The 17,058-nt window shown below is 71.9% G+C and carries 15 protein-coding genes and 1 pseudogene; 12 read left to right on the top strand and 4 right to left on the bottom strand.

The window, feature by feature from the left end; translation table 11 throughout:
* Positions 1-62 precede the first annotated feature (62 nt).
* Entirely contained in the window at positions 63-1,217 is a 1,155-nt protein-coding gene (locus LMU33_RS29585; protein WP_228623688.1) for a betaine/proline/choline family ABC transporter ATP-binding protein, read from the top strand.
* 15 nt (positions 1,218-1,232) lie between these two features.
* Here LMU33_RS29585 and LMU33_RS29580 read toward each other — a convergent pair whose 3' ends face one another.
* The 3 genes from LMU33_RS29580 to LMU33_RS29570 are packed head-to-tail and all read right to left on the bottom strand — an operon-like array spanning position 1,233 to position 3,588.
* Positions 1,233-2,168: an ABC transporter substrate-binding protein gene (locus LMU33_RS29580; protein ID WP_228623687.1), complete on the bottom strand. Its 936-nt coding sequence runs from the start codon at positions 2,166-2,168 to the stop codon at positions 1,233-1,235.
* Positions 2,165-2,836, bottom strand: a complete 672-nt coding sequence (locus tag LMU33_RS29575; RefSeq protein WP_228623685.1) for an ABC transporter permease — start codon at positions 2,834-2,836, stop codon at positions 2,165-2,167. Before LMU33_RS29575 ends, LMU33_RS29580 begins: the two co-directional genes overlap by 4 nt.
* On the bottom strand, positions 2,833-3,588 hold the full coding sequence (locus LMU33_RS29570) for an ABC transporter permease (RefSeq protein WP_228623684.1): 756 nt from the start codon (positions 3,586-3,588) through the stop codon (positions 2,833-2,835). Before LMU33_RS29570 ends, LMU33_RS29575 begins: the two co-directional genes overlap by 4 nt.
* A gap of 182 nt (positions 3,589-3,770) precedes the next feature.
* Between LMU33_RS29570 and LMU33_RS29565 the strand changes: the two genes are divergently transcribed.
* The 9 genes from LMU33_RS29565 (at position 3,771) to LMU33_RS29525 (ending at position 11,312) form a co-directional block, all read left to right on the top strand.
* Positions 3,771-4,628, top strand: coding sequence for an AAA family ATPase (locus LMU33_RS29565; RefSeq protein ID WP_228623683.1), 858 nt, complete (start codon positions 3,771-3,773; stop codon positions 4,626-4,628).
* Complete coding sequence (locus LMU33_RS29560) at positions 4,625-5,977, top strand: vWA domain-containing protein (RefSeq protein WP_228623682.1); 1,353 nt, start codon at positions 4,625-4,627, stop codon at positions 5,975-5,977. Before LMU33_RS29565 ends, LMU33_RS29560 begins: the two co-directional genes overlap by 4 nt.
* 46 nt (positions 5,978-6,023) lie before the next feature.
* A complete protein-coding gene (locus tag LMU33_RS29555; RefSeq protein WP_228623681.1) occupies positions 6,024-6,998 on the top strand; it encodes a pyridoxal-phosphate dependent enzyme in 975 nt (324 codons plus the stop codon).
* 232 nt (positions 6,999-7,230) lie between these two features.
* Positions 7,231-7,476, top strand: coding sequence for a hypothetical protein (locus tag LMU33_RS42100; protein WP_372478077.1), 246 nt, complete (start codon positions 7,231-7,233; stop codon positions 7,474-7,476).
* On the top strand, positions 7,473-7,670 hold the full coding sequence (locus LMU33_RS42095) for a hypothetical protein (protein WP_372478076.1): 198 nt from the start codon (positions 7,473-7,475) through the stop codon (positions 7,668-7,670). Before LMU33_RS42100 ends, LMU33_RS42095 begins: the two co-directional genes overlap by 4 nt.
* A gap of 2 nt (positions 7,671-7,672) precedes the next feature.
* On the top strand, positions 7,673-8,239 hold the full coding sequence (locus LMU33_RS29545; protein ID WP_228623680.1) for a GNAT family N-acetyltransferase: 567 nt from the start codon (positions 7,673-7,675) through the stop codon (positions 8,237-8,239).
* Between the two features lie 671 nt (positions 8,240-8,910).
* A complete protein-coding gene (locus LMU33_RS29540; RefSeq protein ID WP_228623679.1) occupies positions 8,911-9,621 on the top strand; it encodes an RNA polymerase sigma factor in 711 nt (236 codons plus the stop codon).
* Positions 9,618-9,959, top strand: coding sequence for a hypothetical protein (locus LMU33_RS29535; protein ID WP_228623678.1), 342 nt, complete (start codon positions 9,618-9,620; stop codon positions 9,957-9,959). Before LMU33_RS29540 ends, LMU33_RS29535 begins: the two co-directional genes overlap by 4 nt.
* Positions 9,960-10,346: 387 nt before the next feature.
* Positions 10,347-11,312 (top strand): pirin family protein, encoded by a 966-nt coding sequence (locus LMU33_RS29525; RefSeq protein WP_228623677.1) that lies wholly within the window; start codon positions 10,347-10,349, stop codon positions 11,310-11,312.
* An 839-nt stretch (positions 11,313-12,151) separates the two neighbouring features.
* On the opposite strand, the gene LMU33_RS29520 is transcribed toward LMU33_RS29525, so the two are convergent.
* Positions 12,152-14,407, bottom strand: a complete 2,256-nt coding sequence (locus LMU33_RS29520) for a pectate lyase-like domain-containing protein (RefSeq protein WP_372478075.1) — start codon at positions 14,405-14,407, stop codon at positions 12,152-12,154.
* A gap of 320 nt (positions 14,408-14,727) precedes the next feature.
* Here LMU33_RS29520 and LMU33_RS29515 point away from each other — a divergent pair.
* Both LMU33_RS29515 and LMU33_RS29510 read left to right on the top strand, forming a co-directional pair.
* Positions 14,728-15,139, top strand: a pseudogene (locus tag LMU33_RS29515) (substrate-binding domain-containing protein); the annotation flags it as partial.
* A 299-nt stretch (positions 15,140-15,438) separates the two neighbouring features.
* The gene (locus LMU33_RS29510; protein ID WP_228623676.1) at positions 15,439-16,794 is read left to right on the top strand and encodes a beta-1,3-glucanase family protein; all 1,356 of its coding nucleotides are present in this window, start codon (positions 15,439-15,441) and stop codon (positions 16,792-16,794) included.
* Positions 16,795-17,058 lie beyond the last annotated feature (264 nt).

Below are 17,058 nucleotides of genomic sequence, written 5' to 3'. Positions count from 1 at the left end.
CTGCGCCACCCGGCGGACGCTACCGCCGCGCGCCGCGTGCGCGGCCCCGTTAGCGTGCGGACATGATCCGGTTCGAGCAGGTCACCAAGCGGTATCCGGACGGTACGACGGCGGTGGACGGCCTCTCCTTCGAGGTGGCCGAGGGAGAGCTGGTCACGCTCGTCGGCCCGTCGGGCTGCGGCAAGACGACGACCATGATGATGGTCAACCGGCTGATCGAGCCGACCTCCGGCCGGATCCTCGTCGACGGCGAGGACATCGCCGGCGTCGACCCGGTGCGGCTGCGCCGCCGCATCGGGTACGTCATCCAGCAGGTCGGCCTGTTTCCGCATCGCACCGTCCTGGACAACACCGCCACCGTGCCCGCGCTGCTCGGCTGGAAGCGGGCGACGGCGCGGGCGCGGGCCGCCGAACTGCTGGACCTGGTGGGCCTCGACCCGAAGACGTACGGGCCGCGCTATCCGGAGCAGCTGTCGGGCGGGCAGCGGCAGCGGGTCGGCGTGGCGCGGGCGCTCGCGGCCGACCCGCCGGTGCTGCTGATGGACGAGCCGTTCGGCGCGGTCGACCCGGTGGTGCGCGAGCAGCTGCAGGACGAGTTCCTGCGGATGCAGGCCGCCGTGCGCAAGACCGTGCTGCTGGTCACGCACGACATCGAGGAGGCGGTGCGGCTCGGTGACCGCATCGCCGTGTACGGGCAGGGCCGGATCGAGCAGTTCGACACGCCCGGCGCGGTGCTCGGCGCGCCCGCGACCCCGTACGTCGCCTCCTTCGTGGGTGCCGACCGGGGGCTGAAGCGGCTGTCGGTCACCGCGATCGAGCCGGACGACCTTCAGCAGCCGCCCGCGGCCCGGCTGGACGAGCCCGCCGAAAGGGCCCTGGAGCGGTTGCGGGCCGAGGGCGCCCGGTGGGCCGTCGTTCTCGACGCGCACGGTGATCTGCACGGCTGGGTCGGCATCGACGAGCTCGCGAGGGGCGGCACGGTCGAGGACCGCACGCACCGGATGACCGCGTGGGTTCCGGTGGGCGCGCCGCTGAAGCAGGCGTTCGGCATGATGTTGCAGTACGACGCCGGGTGGGTCGCGGTGCTGGACGGCGCTCGCTTCCTCGGCGTGCTCACCCCGGCGAAGCTGCACGAGGCGCTGCGCCGCTCGGTGGACGCCGATGCGCGGGGCGTGACGCGGGGGCAGGTGTCGTTCGACTCGGTCGCGGACGCGTGAGACACCCGCCGCGCCTCACTTCAGCAGGCCCTTGTCCTTCAGAAAGGCGCGGGCCACGTCGGCGGGCAGCCTGCGCCAGCTGTCCACCTGCTGGTTCATGTCGGCCAGGTCGCGTGTGGTGAGGACGTCGTTGAGCCTGCCCAGCGCCTTCGCCACCCCGGCGCTGCCGGCCCGGGAGCGGTTGACCACCGGGACCACGTAGTCGGCGTTCTGCAGGTGTCTGTCGTCGGCGAGCAGGACCAGGCCGAAGGAGTCGAGGGTGGCGTCCGTGGTGGTGGTCAGCACCAGTTGGTCGCGGCCTTCCTGAACGGCCCGTTTGGCCTGCGCGGTGCCGACGCCCTTGGGGTCGACGCCGGTGACGTCGATGCCGTACACCTTCTTCAATCCGGGCTCGCAGTATGGTCGTTGGACGCACTCGTCGCCGGCCGCGAGGCGCACCTTCAGTTTCGACGCTCCGAGGTCGCCAAGGGTTCTGAGGCCGTGCCGGCGGGCGTAGTCCGCGCGCACCGCGAAGGCGTTCTGGTCGACCGCGCGACCGGGCGGGAGGACGGTGAGGCCGCGGGGTGCGGCGAGCCGGCGCAGAGCGGTCATCGTCTCCCCGAGGTCGGGTGAGCCGACGGGCTTGGCGTCCGCGCCGTGGGTCTTGGCGTTCAGCCAGTCGGCGAAGGTGGCCGCGTACTCGGGGACGACGTCGATCTGGCCGGATTCCAGGGCCGGTTCGTACAGCTCCCGGTTGTTGACGGTGAGCAGGGACGTCCTGTAGCCGGCCTGGTTCAGCAGCTGGGCGTACAGCTGGGCGAGCAGATCGCTCTCGGTGAAGCCGGCCGAACCGATGGTGAGGTGGTGGCTGTCGCCGGGTGTCGCGGTGACCTGGCCGCGGTTCTCCAGGGACGGGCCGGTGCCGCAGGCGGTGAGGGTGAGCAGCATGACGGCGGTGAGGGCTCTTCTCATCGGCCGCCCCGCGACCACCCCGGTGCCAGCCGCTCGGCGATCTCGAACGCGCCCTCGACGACGAGCGCGAACACGGCGACGAGCAGGGCGCCCGCGACCACCTGGGGCGTACTGGCGAGGTTGAAGCCGGCGGTGATGATCCGGCCGAGGCCGCCGCCGCCCGCCAGCGCGGCGATGGTGGCGGTGGCGACGAGCTGGACGGCGGCGATCCGCACCCCGTTCAGGACCATGGGCAGCGCGAGGGGCAGCTCCACCCGCAGCAGCATCTGCCGCCCGGTCATCCCCATGCCCCGGGCCGCCCGCACGACGCCGCGGTCGACCTCGCGCATGCCGACGTAGGCGTTGGTGAGCAGGGGCGGGACGGCGAACAGCACCAGGGCCACCACCGTGGGCCCCTCGCCCCACCTGCCGACCGGCGTGAGCAGCAGCAGGACCAGGACGGCGAACGTGGGCACGGCCCGGCCGACGTTGGAGATGTTGACGGCGAGCGCGCCGCCCTTGCCGAGGTGACCGAGGACCAGGGCGACGGGCAGCGCGATCAGACAGCTCAGGAACAGGCAGACGACGGTGAGCACCAGGTGCTGCAGCAGCCGGTGCCACACGCCGTCGTCGCCCGACCAGTGCGCGGGGTCGGCGAGCCAGTGCCAGGTCGCGGGCAGGGTGCTCATGCGCCGCCCGCCTCGGTCGTCGACACATCCCTCGCTCGCGAGCCCCTCGGCCGCCCTCGCCCGGAGGGCATCCGTGTGCGGCCCGCCCTGGTCCACGGTGTGATCAGCCACTGCACGCCCAGCAGGAGCAGGTCGGCGGCGACGGCGATCAGCACGCAGAGCACGGACGCGGTGAGCACCTGGGCCTTGAAGTAGGTGTTCATGCCCGCGTAGATGAGGTTGCCGAGCCCGCCGAAGCCGACGATCGCTCCGACCGTGACCAGGGAGACGGCCGAGACGGTGGCGATGCGCAGGCCGGCCATCGCGGCGGGCAGGGCGAGGGGCAGTTCGACGGTGAGCAGCAGGCGGACCGGGCCGTAGCCCAGGCCGCGCGCGGCCTGCCGGGTGTCCTCGGGTACGGCGCGCAGGCCCGCGAGGATGTTCCGGACGAGCAGCGTCAGCGAGTACAGCACGAGCCCGGCGACGACGAGGGTGGCCGAGAGACCGTACAGGGGCAGGAGCAGGGAGAACATGGCCAGCGACGGGATCGTGTAGAGGACCGTCGTCACGGCGAGCACCGGCCCGGCCGTCCAGCCCCAGCGGCGGGCCAGCACCGCGAGCGGCAGGGCGACGGCCAGGCCGATGAGGACCGACAGGACGGTCAGCTGGAGGTGCTGCACGACCGCGTCGAGGAGGATCCGGCGGCGGGTGCTCAGATAGGCGCCGCAGATCCATTCGTTGCGCGCGAGGCAGTCGTCCGGGGGCGCGGTCACCGTTTCATTGGACCGGGCGGGGGAGCCGGTCGGCGCGTTGGGCTGACCCGTACGGGGCGCCCCGCGGGACAGCGGACAACAGCCGGTGCGCCGGCCCTCTGTGCAGATTCCACGTGACAGCAGCGCTGAACAAGCGCTTAGATAGGAGTCCGGACACCACTCCCGACCCGCCGGAGGCCCCGTTGTTCACGTCCGTCGACGACGTCTCCGCCCGCCTCGCCGAGACCGGCTACCTCGCCTCGCCCGCCGTCGCCACGACCGTGTTCCTCGCCGACCGGCTCGGCAAGCCGCTGCTGGTGGAGGGCCCCGCCGGGGTCGGCAAGACCGAGCTGGCCAAGGCCGTCGCCCAGGTGGCCGGGGCCCGGCTGGTCCGGCTGCAGTGCTACGAGGGCGTGGACGAGTCCCGCGCGCTGTACGAGTGGAACCACGCCAAGCAGCTGCTGCGGATCAGCGCGGGCCGCGACGAGAGCTGGGACGAGACCCGCACCGACATCTTCAGCGAGGAGTTCCTGCTGCCCCGTCCGCTGCTGACCGCGATCCGCGGTGACGAGCCGACGGTGCTGCTGATCGACGAGACCGACAAGGCCGACGTCGAGATGGAGGGGCTGCTGCTGGAGGTGCTCAGCGACTTCCAGATCACGGTCCCGGAGCTGGGCACGGTCGCCGCGACCCGGCGCCCGTTCGTCGTCCTCACCTCCAACGCCGGCCGGGAGCTCTCCGAGGCGCTGCGCCGCCGCTGTCTGTTCCTGCACATCGGCTTCCCCGAGGAGGAGCTGGAGCGGCGGATCGTGCGGCTGAAGGTGCCCGGGCTCGGCGCGGCGCTGACCGAGTCGGTGGTCCGGGTGGTCGGGGCGCTGCGCGCGATGGACCTGCGCAAGGTGCCGTCCGTCGCGGAGACCATCGACTGGGCGCGCACCCTGCTGGCGCTGGGCGCCGACACCCTGGACGAGACGGTCGTACGCGACAGCCTCGGGGTGATCCTCAAGCATCAGGACGACATCCAGAAGGCGGCGGCCAAGCTCGACCTGGACGCACTGTGACCGCGGTCGCCGAGCAGATCACCGGGCTGGTCGGGGCGCTGCGCGGACACGGCGTGCGGATCGGCACCGGCGAGACGGTGGACGCGGCCCGCGCGGTGGAGGCGCTGGGGCTCGCCGACCGGGAGCGGCTGCGCGAGGGGCTGGCCGCGACGCTGCTGCACGGCCCCGCTCAGCGGGCGGTGTTCGACCCGGTCTTCGACCTGTACTTCCCGCGCGGGGTCGGCGGCCCGGACGGAGAATCCGGGGACCGCGAGGCGGTGCGCGACCGGCTGGCGGAGGCCCTGGCGGCCGACGACCGGGCAATGATGGCCCGGTTGGCGGTGGACGCGGTCGACGCCCTCGGCGGCTACGGCAGTTCACCCGGCTCGGACGGCTGGTCGGCCTACCAGACGCTCGACCGGCTGCGCCCGCAGACCCTGTTGGCCCGGGTGCGGACGGACGTCCGGGGCCGGGACGGGAGCGGGGCCGGTTTTGCGGACCGGCTGCTGGACGACGAGATCCGGCGCCGGATCGAGGAGTTCCGGCGGATGGTGGGGGCGGAGGCGCGGCGCAGGGTCGCCGAGCGGCGCGGGCGGGACGAGATCGCCCGGCGCGGCGTCGTACCGACCGCGGACCGGGTGGACTTCCTGTTCGCCAACCGGGACCAACTGGCCGAGCTGCGCAGAGCCGTGCAGCCGCTCGCGCGCAAGCTGGCCACCCGGCTGGCCGCGCGCCGCCGCCGGGCCGCGCGCGGCACCGTCGACCTGCGCCGCACCCTGCGCTCCTCGCTGTCCACGGGCGGCGTGCCGATGCGGCCGGTGCTGCGCCGGCGCCGCCCGGTACGACCCGAACTGGTACTGCTGTGCGACGTGTCCGGCTCGGTGTCCGGCTTCTCCGACTTCACGATGCTGCTGGTGCAGGCCCTGCACGACCAGTTCAGCAAGGTCCGCGTGTTCGCCTTCGTCAACAGGCTCGACGAGGTGACCGGCCTGCTCCACCACGGCCGCGCCGACCCCGAGGGGCTCGGCACCCGCATCCACGCCGAGGCCACGCTCACCGGCTGGCACGGCAGCAGCGACTACGGCGTGGCCCTGGGCGAGTTCGCCGCGCGGTACGGCGACGCGGTGGGCCCGCGCACGACCGTGTTCGTCCTCGGGGACGCCCGGACGAACATGAGCGACCCGAACCTGGCAGCCGTACGCGAGGTGGCCGGGCGGGCCCGCCGCGTGTACTGGCTGAACCCCGAGCCCCGGGACCGGTGGGGAACCGGCGACTCGGCCGCGCCCGCGTACGCCGAGCTGGTCGAGATGCACGAGTGCCGTACGGCCCGTCAGCTCAGCGCGCTGATCGCCCGGCTGCTGCCGGTGTGATCGACTGGTCCCGAACGACCGCGACCGGCATCGAAGGACGTACGCGATGAGCCACTCCCCCGTACCGCTCGGCACCTTCCCCACCCCCGTCGAACCGGCGCCCCGGCTCGCCGCGGCGCTCGGCCTCGAACCCGAGGACCTGTGGATCAAGCGGGACGACCTGACCGGTCTGGGCGGCGGCGGCAACAAGATCCGCAAGCTGGAGTGGACCGTGGGCGCGGCCCTCGCCGAGGGCGCGGACACGCTCGTGACCACGGGCGCCCCGCAGAGCAACCACGCCCGGCTGACCGCCGCCGCGGCCGCCCGGCTCGGCCTGTCCGCCGTCCTCGTCCTGCGCGGCGCACCGGGCACCTCCCGGTCCGGGAACCTCGCGCTGGACGGGCTGTTCGGGGCGCGGATCGCGTGGGCGGGCGATGTGGACCAGGCCGGGCTGGACGGCGCGGCGGCCGAGGTGTGCGCACGGCTGCGGGCGGGCGGTGCCCGGCCCGCGCTGATCCCGTTCGGCGGGTCGGGGGTGCCGGGCGCCCGGGGCTATGTGCGCTGCGGCGAGGAGCTGGACCAGCAGGTGCCCCAGCTGCGCACGGTGGTGGTCGCGCTCGGCTCGGGCGGCACCATGGCCGGCCTGGTCGCGGCCCTGGGCACCGGTTCGGTGCTCGGCGTCGACGTGGGCGCGCTGGCCGACCCGGCGGCCGCCGTCGCCGAGTTCGCGGCACCCCTGTCGACCGAGGAGATCACCCCCGAGGGGCTGCGGGTGCGCCGGGACCAGGTGGGCAGCGGGTACGCGACGCTGACCGAGCCGGTGACACAGGCGCTCCGGCTCGCCGCCCGCACCGAGGGCCTGGTCCTGGACCCCATCTACACGGGCCGCGCCCTGGCCGGACTCCGGGCGGCCGTCCGCGACGGTGACGTCCGCCCGGGTGAGAAGACGGTCTTCGTCCACACCGGCGGCCTGCCCGGCCTGTTCGGCCACCCGGACGCGATCGCGTTCGCGGAGGAGGGCGCGGCGGTGTTCGGGGGGTGACGGCGGGGGCCGGTGACCGCGCTGGGAGGGGGTGACGGCAGTGGCCGGTGGCCACACTGGGTGGGGCGACTGCGCGGGGCCGGTGGCAGCGCTTCGACGGCCGACGGGCTGCCGTGGCTGACGGACCGAATACGGCTCCGGCTGCTGACGCGTCGGCCTTCGCGTACTCCTTGGCCATGGTCCCGGCGAAGCCCAGCCCGGTCAGGTATCGGCCTTTGACTACTCCGACACAGTGAGAGCCACCGACATGTCGGCGATCGCGACGGACGACACCGGCGATCCACCCCTCCGGCCGCTTCCCGACCGCGCCGCCGCGCTGCTGGCAGCGGTCGACGCCCCGCCCCGCCTGGTCGCGCACCTGAGGGCGGTGCACGAGGTGGCGGCGGATCTGGTCACCTGGCTCCAACAGCATTGCCCGAGGCCGGCGTTCGACGCCGATGCGGTGCTCCCGGGATCGGCGTGGAGGATCTGCTGGTGAGCCTGGCCGACAAGATCTGGAAGAACAAGCGCGTTCCGGAGCTGGAGGATCTGGTCGTGGCGCGGCTGGCCGGCATCGACGGGCGGGCGGCCTGGCAGTGGTTCATGGAGCTGGACGAGGCCCTCACGGCGCTCGGGGAGGGTGCCGACCGTAGGCTGGCGTACCAGATGTCCCACCCGATCACCCGAAGGTGACCATGTACGCGACCTCCCTCGGTGCCGACGGCGCCGAGTTGTGTCCCCTCCAGCCCTGGCAGGCCGAGGAGTTCCTCGCCCATGTGGACCGTGGCCGGGAGTTCATCGGGCGGTTCAACGGTCTCCCGGACGTGGTCACGGACCTGCCGGCGGCCCGGGAGTTCCTGACGGCGTACGCCGGGAAGGAGGCGGCCGACGCCGGCCTCATCCGGGGGATCCGGCTCGACGGAACGCTGGTCGGAGCGGTGATCCTGCGGCGGATGGACGTCCCGCAGGGCACGGCGGAAGCGGGCTGCTGGCTGGAACCGGCGGCGGTGGGCAGGGGTCTGGTGACCCGGGCCGCGCGCCTGCTCATCGACTGGGCCGTGCGGGAGCGGGGCATCCACCGGGTGGAGTGGTGGGTGTCGGCGGGGAACGCGCCGAGCATCGCGGTCGCCCGGCGGCTGGGCATGCGCAAGGAGGCCGTCCTGCGGGAGAGTTACCTGTACCGGGGCGAGCGACACGACGAGGAGATCTGGTCGGTGCTGGCGTCGGAATGGACGGAGGGTCCGCGGGCCGACGGCGCGTGACGGGCTGCCGTTGTCCTCCGGCGGGTGCGGAAAATTGTTCGGTGGTCACCTGCAACCTCGGCCGGGGTCGGACGTCTGTCGGGGTGGAGGCCTCCACTTCGACCAGATGTCCGACCCCGAACGACCGAAGGAACCCATGTCCGCACACCGCGCATCCAGCCCCAGCCGTGCCCGCAGGCTGAGGGCCGCCCTGGGGGTTTCCGCCGTAGGCGCGGCCCTGGCCGTCGCCGGCACCATGACCGCCCAGGCGGCCCAGGACGGCAGCCACGCGACCCCGTCGCCCGTGCCGTCACCGGCCCGCACCGCCACTCCGTCCCCCGTGCCCTCGCCGGTCCGCACGGCGACTCCGACGCCGGCACCGGTCACTCCGAAGCCCGTGCCGGGGACCCCGAGGCCCGTGCCGGCCACTCCCACCCCGGTGCCCGCGCCGACGGACGCCACCCCCAGTCCCGTGCCAGCGCCTCCCGGCCATGCCATGCCCAGCCCCGTACCCTCGCGTCCCGCCCACGCCACCCCCAGCCCCGTACCGGCACCGACGCGGACCGGGCACGGTCCGCACCACGGTGTTGCCGCACCGGCGCCGGTTCCGCAGCACCGCTGAGCAGCAGCACCTAGGCAGGGCCGGAAACGGGCGTCGATCGGTGGCGCCCGCTTCCGGCTCCAGGAGATCCATGACGACAACCACACCACCGGCGGCGGCCCTGCCCTGGGACCGGGTGCCCGGCATCCCGCGACGCCCCGCGCCCTGGCGGCGGTTCACGCAGGCACTGCGCACCCACGTGGGCGCCGGCGTCCTCGCCCGCGCCCGTACTGACACACCCGCCGAACCGGCTCCCGGTACGGGCGCCATCAGCACCGGCGCGCTCTGGGCGGTCCCCCTCTCCGGTGCCGAACGGCCGCCCGGGATCGAGGAGTTGTACCACCATCGCCGGCTCGCCCTGGTCCGGCTCGCGGTACTGCTGGTGGACGACCTGCCCACCGCCGAGGACGTCGTGCAGGACGCGTTCACCGCGCTCTTCCGCCGGCACGGTCACCGGCTCGCCTCGCTGGACGACCCGGAGGCGTATCTGAGGACCAGCGTGGTCAACGCGGCCCGCTCGGTGCTGCGCCGGCGCAGGACCGTACGGGCGCACACTCCCGCCCCCGAGCAGCACGCACCCGCCCCGGAGGAGGACGTGCTGCTGCACGAGGACCACCGGGAGGTGCTGGCGGCGCTGCGGACGCTCACCCGGCGGCAGCGGGAGGTGCTGGTGCTGCGCTACTGGTCGCACCTGAGCGAGGCCGAGATCGCGGCGACGCTCAGCCTGTCGCGGGGCGCCGTCAAGTCCACGGCCAGCCGGGCCCTGGACGCCCTCGGCCGACGTCTGGAGGGGCTGCGATGACCGAGTCCGGTACCGGGACCGTGCCGACGCCGGTCGAGGAGCGGCTGCGGGCCGCGCTGGCCGCGCGGGCACATTCCGTCGGCCCCTGCGACCTGCGGCCGTTGCGCCCGCCGACGGCGGTGGTGCGGCCCCGCCGGGTGCTGCTGCGCCGGACGGTGGTGGGCGCGCTGGCGCTGGCCGCCGTGGCCGCGCTGGTGTTCTTCGCGGTGCGCGGCGGACAGTCCCGCCCGACCGAGCCGGCCCGCCTTCCGCGCCCGGCGACCGGCACACCGTCCCCGGTCCCGAGCGCGGTCACCCCGTCCACGGCCGAGCCGTCCCCGAGCGCGCCGCATCGCTGAGCGCCACCGTCACCGAGACCGCGACCGCGACCGCGACCGCGACCGCGACCAGCATCAGCAGACTGGTCGGCAGCATCAGCCGCTTGCCGTGCCTGTCGCCGTGCCGGCCCGTCACGGGCGTGGCGACGGCCGCCGCGAGCAGGGTCGCGGTGACCGCGAGACCACGATCCCGCCGAGGGACAGCACCGCGACGACGACGTTCGTCCGCGGTGCGACGGACTCCCCCGCATGGTCGGGCCGGGTATGCGCTGGGGACGTGGTCGGGCCTCCATCGGGACGACGCGGTCTGCGAGCCCTCCGAAGGTACGTCAGTTGGTTGACTTAACCGAGCAAAATGCGTGTTTCCGCACTCACCGGTACGACGCCCGCCCCGCTAGGTTGGGCGCCATGAGCAATCTTGACCGCGCGCCGGTGCCCAGCGTCTGCGGCGGCCGCGGATTCGTCGTGGCCGAGCCCGTCCGCGAACTGCTGAGCCCCCGTCATGTCAGGCTGGGCGAGTCGACCGAGGTGCGCCGGCTGCTGCCGAACCTGGGCCGGCGCATGATCGGCGCGTGGGCCTTCGTCGACCACTACGGGCCGGACGACATCGCCGACGAGCCCGGCATGCAGGTCCCGCCGCATCCGCACATCGGTCTGCAGACGGTCAGCTGGCTGCACGAGGGCGAGGTGCTGCACCGTGACTCGACGGGCAGCATGCAAACGATCCGGCCCGGACAGCTGGGCCTGATGACCTCGGGCCGCGGGATCAGCCACTCCGAGGAGAGCCCGCGCCCGCACGCCCGTTTCCTGCACGGCGCCCAGCTCTGGGTCGCACTGCCCGACCAACACCGTCACTCCGAGCCGAAGTTCGAGCACCACCCGGACCTGCCCACGGTCACCGCACCGGGCCTGACCGCCACGGTGATCCTCGGCGGCCTCGACGGCTCCGCCTCGCCCGGTACGACGTACACCCCGATCATCGGCGCCGACCTCGCCCTCACCCGGGGCGCCGACGTCCGCCTGCCCCTGGAGCCCGACTTCGAGTACGGCGTCCTGGCCATGTCCGGCGAGGCCCACGTGGACGGCGTACCCGTGCTCCCCGGATCGATGCTCTACCTCGGCTGCGGCCGCTCCGAACTCCCGCTGCGCGCCGAGTCGGACGCCGGAATCATGCTGCTGGGCGGCGAGCCGTTCGCGGAGGAGCTGATCATGTGGTGGAACTTCGTCGGACGCACCCAGGACGATATCCAACAGGCCCGGGAGGACTGGATGAGCGGGACGCGCTTTGGGGACGTGAAGGGGTACGACGGGGATCCGCTGCCTGCGCCGGAGCTGCCGCCGGTGCCGCTGAAGGCGCGGGGTCGGGTGCGCTGAACTGGAGTTTTTCAGTCCGGCGCACACATAGCCGGGCGGGAAGAAGCGCACCCCGCCCGGTTCACTCAGACCGCGTGAGCAAACCTCCTTCACACCACCCGTTCCACTGCACCTTGAAGTGCAAGTTTCGCCAGCCGTAGCCAGCCATGGCCGGACTGATGCTGACCCAATGCCGACTTTACTGACGAGAAGTCAGCTCTCGGTAAGGACTCCGCTGGCACTCTCCGCATCCCGCTCACTACCGCGTTCCCTAACTCGATCCGCGAGTCGCCGGCGGATCGCTCTTCTCCCGGCGAGCGCTGAGCCTCACCCTCTTGGGCGGTGGTACAGCAGCTGCTTCGCCCGCTTTGGTCACGGGGCTATGGGTCTACCTTCAACCGCAGAATGCGGACAAGCCCGACACGGCCCTCCGCCTTTCCGCCGTGGCAGGTCTGCGACACCGGTGGCGCACGTCTGTGGACACCTGCTGTGCGGCAGACTCATCTTGGTGCAGGTACCGGGGTGGCGCGGGACGTCCCACCGCGGAAGTGCATCGCGGCCACGGCCCTCGAGTCAGGTCGGGATCTCGACCGTTTCATCTTCGGCGAGGATGCGGTAGGCCCTGGCGACCGAGGGGCGTTGCTTTGGTTCTTGCCCCGAGGTGCTGACGCGCTTCTGGGCGACCGCCTGTGAACCGGCCCAGGGGAACGAATGAGCCTGTGGTCGCGCTGCGTGTCCGGCGCCCGTGCCACCTCGACACGGGCGCCGGTCTCCTTCTCCGGCCGGTCTGCCCGGCCCACGTCACCCGCAGAGGGCACGGACAAGTTGCACCCTGTGTACCGTCGGGTCCGTTGCCGGACTTACGGATAGCTCACCAGGTACGCCACGTTGCTGCTGGGGGTTACCTGGTTGCCGGTGTTGTCGATGATGTGGTTGATGGTGCCGTCGCCGCCCAGGACCGTGGTGACCATGCTGTGGAACTTCACCGTGGAAGTGGTGGGCACCTCGATGGCGTGGCCGAGGACGACGGAGGGGTTGTCGCGGAGGTAGGCGTAGACACCCACACCCCACGCCTCGTGGGAGGTGACCGAGTTGGCGACCTTGTAGGAGGCGTAGCCGAGGTCGCCTCCGCTGGTGGTCCAGCTGGACTGGTCGGGGACGTCGTAGGGGGTCTCGCTCTGGTAGAAGTACGTGCGGCCGCCGTTGCCGTTCCAGGTGGTCTGGTACTTCTGGTAGTGCTCGACCGCCAGGCCGTACATGGTGACGTTGTTGCCGTTGACGATCAGTCCGTTGGCGGCCGGGTTGGTCGTCCAGCCGACGCCGTTGGTGTGGTCCGCGCGCCACAGCCAGAGGTCGTCGCCGATGACGTCGTTGCTGTTGATCACCAGTGACTGGGTGGCCTTGCCGGCGATGTCGCCGCCGATGCGGAAGAACACGTCGTGCAGCACGATCGGGTCGGCGGTGTGACTGGCAGTCGAGCCGGTTGGGCCGACCTGCATGAGGGTGTTGGAGTTGGTGGTGTTCGCGCTGATCAGCAGGCCGGCGATGTCGATGCCGTCGGCATCGGCGGTGGTGATCGCGGTGACGCCGTTGTCCGGGACGAGAGTGGCCAGGCCCAGGCCGAGGACGACGGTGTCGGGGCGGGTGATGTTGAGCGGGGCGGACAGGTGGTAGACGCCCGGGGTGACGATCAGGTTCTTGCCGGCGGCGAGCGCGTTGTTCATCGTCGTGGCGGTGTCACCGGGCTTGACGATGTAGAACTGGCTGATCGGCAGCGAGGCGCCCGGGGCGCTGCCGTTCGTCCAGTCGGGGCCCTGCACATTGGTGCGCACCGAGGGGACGAACACCTGCCAGTTGCCCGAGCTGTCGACGTAGATGAACGGCTTCTCGCGCATCACGGGGCTCTGGGCGACGGTGGTGTACTGCGGATTGGGGAAACTGGTCGCCGGGGCGCCGGTGTCGCCGACGAAGACCATGTTCCAGTTGTGCCCGGTCCAGCCGCCGTTCATGGCGGTGTCCTGGGTGAGGAACTGCTGCTGGGTCCCGGAGTTGATCTGGCCGGAGACGCGGGAGTCGCCGATGTAGCCGCCGCTGGACCAGTTGGTGCTGGTGCCGTGGGTGTCGTCCCACAGCTTCATGCTGCCGTGTACGTCCATGCGCCGGAACGGGTCGGCCTGCGAGACGGCCCACATGGTGCTTCCCGAGCTGGGGCTCACCGACATGTTCTCTGCGTCGCGCCAGAAGTTCTGGGTGGCGTTGCCGTCGCTGGTGTGCCCCTCGACATGCACGCCGCCGCCGGTGATGGACACCTGGTCCGGTGACAGGCCGAGCCCGGCGACCTGGGTGTAGTAGCCGACGGGTATGTCGACGTTGTAGGTGCCGGGGGTGAACAGCAGGGCGTTGCGCTGGGTGCCGAACTCGTTGGTCTGCTGGGTGCTGTAGACCGAGTTGATCTTCGACTGGATGGTGGACGTCGACATCGATGGATCGAACACCGTGACGTTGGGGCCGAAGTCCGGGGTGCCGGCCGGCGGGGTGATGCCGGCGGAGAGCGAGAAGGACTGGGCCGCGGTGCCGTTGCAGGTGTATTGCTGCAGCTGGACGCTGTCGGCGGTGGACGCGGACGGCACGTCGAGGCACTTGCCGCTGTTGCGGTTGACGAAGTGGTACGTGCCGGAGGCTTCCGCGACCGGCTGCCACTGCTGGTTGGCGCCGCCGCCGTAGAGCCACAGCTGGGTCAGCGCGCCGTCGGCGGTGGAGACGCCGGTCTCGTCCCAGACCTGGTCCGGCGCTGAGGCCACGCCGATCCGGTAGTAGCCGCTGTCGGTCGGGGTGAACTGCCAGGACTGCGCTCCGGTGCCGTTGCAGGCGTACTGCTGCACGGCTGTGCCGTTGCCGGTGGCACCGCCGCTCGCGTCGACGCACTTGCCGCTGCCTGCGTTGACGACGTTGGTGGGAGCGGTGGGGATGGTCGCGGCGCCGGCGCTCGGGGCGGACGCCAGCGCGATACCGGCGGCGGCCGGCAGCAGGAAGGCTGTCGTGAGGGCGGCCGTGCGTCTGCGCCGGCGGGGTGCGCGGACGCGCGCGGCGGGAACGTCGGCAGGAACGTCGGTCACACGTGTCTCCTTGGTCGCGATGTGGGGGCGCGATGCCGATCGGACGGTAGGGGCAGTCCGCCCGGCCGTCAATACGTCAAAATATAAGGCGTGAACTATCTTGGTCATCGGCGGGTGCGGTGAGGGCCGCCCAGGGAGGTGTGGTCCGCCGCGTCCCGCGGCTGGGCCGATCAGGGGCAGTGTCGGATCGGCCCTGTTGGGGCGAGGCGCAGAACCGGGGATCGTCGTGCACGGGTACGTCGAGGCGCGACGGAGCCCTTCGCGGACACCCCGGCCGCTGCCCGCACCCTCGGCACCCTGCTCGACGCGGGTCTCGGCTATGCGGCCCCTTGGACGTAGCGGCGAGCCGGGAACACCTGGCCGGGTTCCGCGACAAGCTCGCCCGTCACGGCCGCCCGTACGTACAACTCGCCGAGGGCGGCTTGACCCTCGACAGCGGCATCGCGGCCATGTCGGACTGCTGGACCGCCACCCGGACACGGACGGCGTGTTCGCAGCCAACGACCTCATGGCCCACGGCGCCTGCCAAGTGCTGCGCCAGCGCAGCCGCCGGGTGCCCGAGAACGTGGCCGTCGTCGGCTTCGACGACTCCGGTATCGTCGTCACCTGCCGTCCTCGACCGACCGCGTCCGCCAGCCGGTTGAGGAGAGGGCGGCGGAGCTGACCCGCTTGCTCGACGAGCACACCCACGGCGCACTCACAGACGCGACGCCGGTCGTCTCCGAGCCCTGACTTGTGGGTCGCGAGTCGGCATGACGGCGCGGTCAGGTCCGTACCGGATGCGTCAAGGGATGTAAGCAGAGCCCGGCTTGGGGCTGATCGGGCGGTCGGAAGCCGAATGCGCCGGACGCGCCACACGCGACACCGGTGGCGAGATCAGTGCCGTGTCGTCGACAGGGCCGCAAACCCCACTGATTTCGGCTTCAGTTGTTGACGGCTGACACCGGTAGGACTACAACCCCGAGAGAGCGCTCTCATGTCTGCTGTTGCTCCATCCCCACGCATGCCGGACCGGCTTGAGGAGACCCCACATGCAGAGTTCCGCCAGCGCACCCACCCGCAGACCGCCGGTCGGCGCCGCACGCCCACGCGCGGCCCTCGGCCTGATCGTCGTCCTGATCGCCGCCTGCTTCGCAGTCCTGGCACCGACGCCCGCGCGCGCCGCAGACCAGTTGCTGTCCCAGGGCAGGCCCGCCACCGCCTCCTCTACCGAGAACGGCTCCTTCCCCGCAAGCGCGGCGGTCGACGGCAACACAGGCACCCGCTGGTCCTCGGCCTTCTCCGACCCGCAATGGCTGCGGGTCGACCTCGGATCCGTCCAGCAGCTCAGCCGTGTCACCCTGAACTGGGAGGCCGCCTACGCGACCGCCTTCCAGATCCAGACCTCCACCGACGCCAGCACCTGGACCACCGTCTACTCCACCACCACCTCCACCGGCGGAACGCAGGACATCGCCATCTCCGGCAGTGGCCGCTACGTCCGCCTCTACGGCACCGCGCGGGGCACCCCGTACGGCTACTCCCTGTGGGAGTTCCAGGTCTACGGCCCCGGCGGCACTACCCCGCCGGACGACTTCTGGGGCAGCACCAGCGACATCCCCGCGGCGAGCAACGCCGTCGAGGTGAAGATCCTCAACCGCACCAACGGCAAGTACCCCGACACCCAGGTGTACTGGAGCTTCAACGGGCAGGTGCACTCCATCGCCGAGCAGCCCTACCTCGACATGCCGGCCAACTCCGCGGGCCGCATGTACTTCTACCTCGGTTCGCCCAACAGCCCGTACTACGACTTCATCGAGTTCACCGTCGGCAACAATGTCTTCAACGGCAACACCACCCGGGTCGACGCCTTCGGCCTCAAGCTGGCCATGCGCCTGCACACCAAGGACGGCTACGACGTCGAGGTCGGCGAGAACCGGCAGACCTTCGCCGAGGACCGCGCCACCACCTTCCAACGCTTCACCGACGCCGTTCCGGACCAGTTCAAAGTGCTGGCCCAGACCCAGGCCCCGTACCGGATCATCGCGCCCGGCAGCGACCCCAGTTTCCGCGCGGGCGGCGCCAACGCGAACTACTTCACCGCCTACGCCCAGTCAGTGGGCGTGAACGCGGCCACCTCCGACATCTTCGGCTGCGCCGCCTCGCTGGCGGGCAACCCCGACATGTGTGCCGCCCTCAACCGCCACGTCGCCACCCTGCCGGCCTCCCAGCAGTCCGACCCGGCCCAGTTCTACAAGGCGGCACCAGCCAACTACTACGCCAAGTTCTGGCACGACAACGCCATCAACCACCTCGCCTACGGCTTCCCCTACGACGACGTGGCGGGCCAGTCCTCCTTCATCTCCCACGCCGATCCGCAATGGCTCCTGGTCGCCGTCGGCTGGTAGCCGATCCGGTGGCACGGACACCGAACGCATGCTGATCCCCTGACTGGCGGGTCCGGCCGGTCGCACGACCCCGCCGGACCCGACGGCCCCGCATCCGTCGCCCCCGCATGCCCCGTGCCCCGGACGGAGGGCACAACGTGGGACCACCCAGCACACCGATCACACCGGATCGCCCGACAGCCGCCCGAGTCGCAGAGGCTTCCGCGCTCTCGGCGCCACCGTCGGCGCGACCGCGGCTCTTGGCCGTCTTCCCGCCAACCACCT

This window comes from Streptomyces barringtoniae, from assembly GCF_020819595.1.
Lineage (GTDB): Bacteria > Actinomycetota > Actinomycetes > Streptomycetales > Streptomycetaceae > Streptomyces > Streptomyces barringtoniae.
This window is presented reverse-complemented; position numbering and strand designations above follow the sequence as displayed.

Bases quoted from the DNA above. Each gene is read 5' to 3' on its own strand.
- LMU33_RS29545 (WP_228623680.1), top strand. From the start codon at position 7,673: ATGTACGCGACCTCCCTCGGTGCCGACGGCGCCGAGTTGTGTCCCCTC.
- LMU33_RS29580 (WP_228623687.1), bottom strand. From the start codon at position 2,168: ATGAGAAGAGCCCTCACCGCCGTCATGCTGCTCACCCTCACCGCCTGC.
- LMU33_RS29540 (WP_228623679.1), top strand. From the start codon at position 8,911: ATGACGACAACCACACCACCGGCGGCGGCCCTGCCCTGGGACCGGGTG.
- LMU33_RS29525 (WP_228623677.1), top strand. From the start codon at position 10,347: ATGAGCAATCTTGACCGCGCGCCGGTGCCCAGCGTCTGCGGCGGCCGC.
- LMU33_RS29510 (WP_228623676.1), top strand. From the start codon at position 15,439: ATGCAGAGTTCCGCCAGCGCACCCACCCGCAGACCGCCGGTCGGCGCC.
- LMU33_RS29575 (WP_228623685.1), bottom strand. From the start codon at position 2,836: ATGAGCACCCTGCCCGCGACCTGGCACTGGCTCGCCGACCCCGCGCAC.
- LMU33_RS29555 (WP_228623681.1), top strand. From the start codon at position 6,024: ATGAGCCACTCCCCCGTACCGCTCGGCACCTTCCCCACCCCCGTCGAA.
- LMU33_RS29585 (WP_228623688.1), top strand. From the start codon at position 63: ATGATCCGGTTCGAGCAGGTCACCAAGCGGTATCCGGACGGTACGACG.
- LMU33_RS29535 (WP_228623678.1), top strand. From the start codon at position 9,618: ATGACCGAGTCCGGTACCGGGACCGTGCCGACGCCGGTCGAGGAGCGG.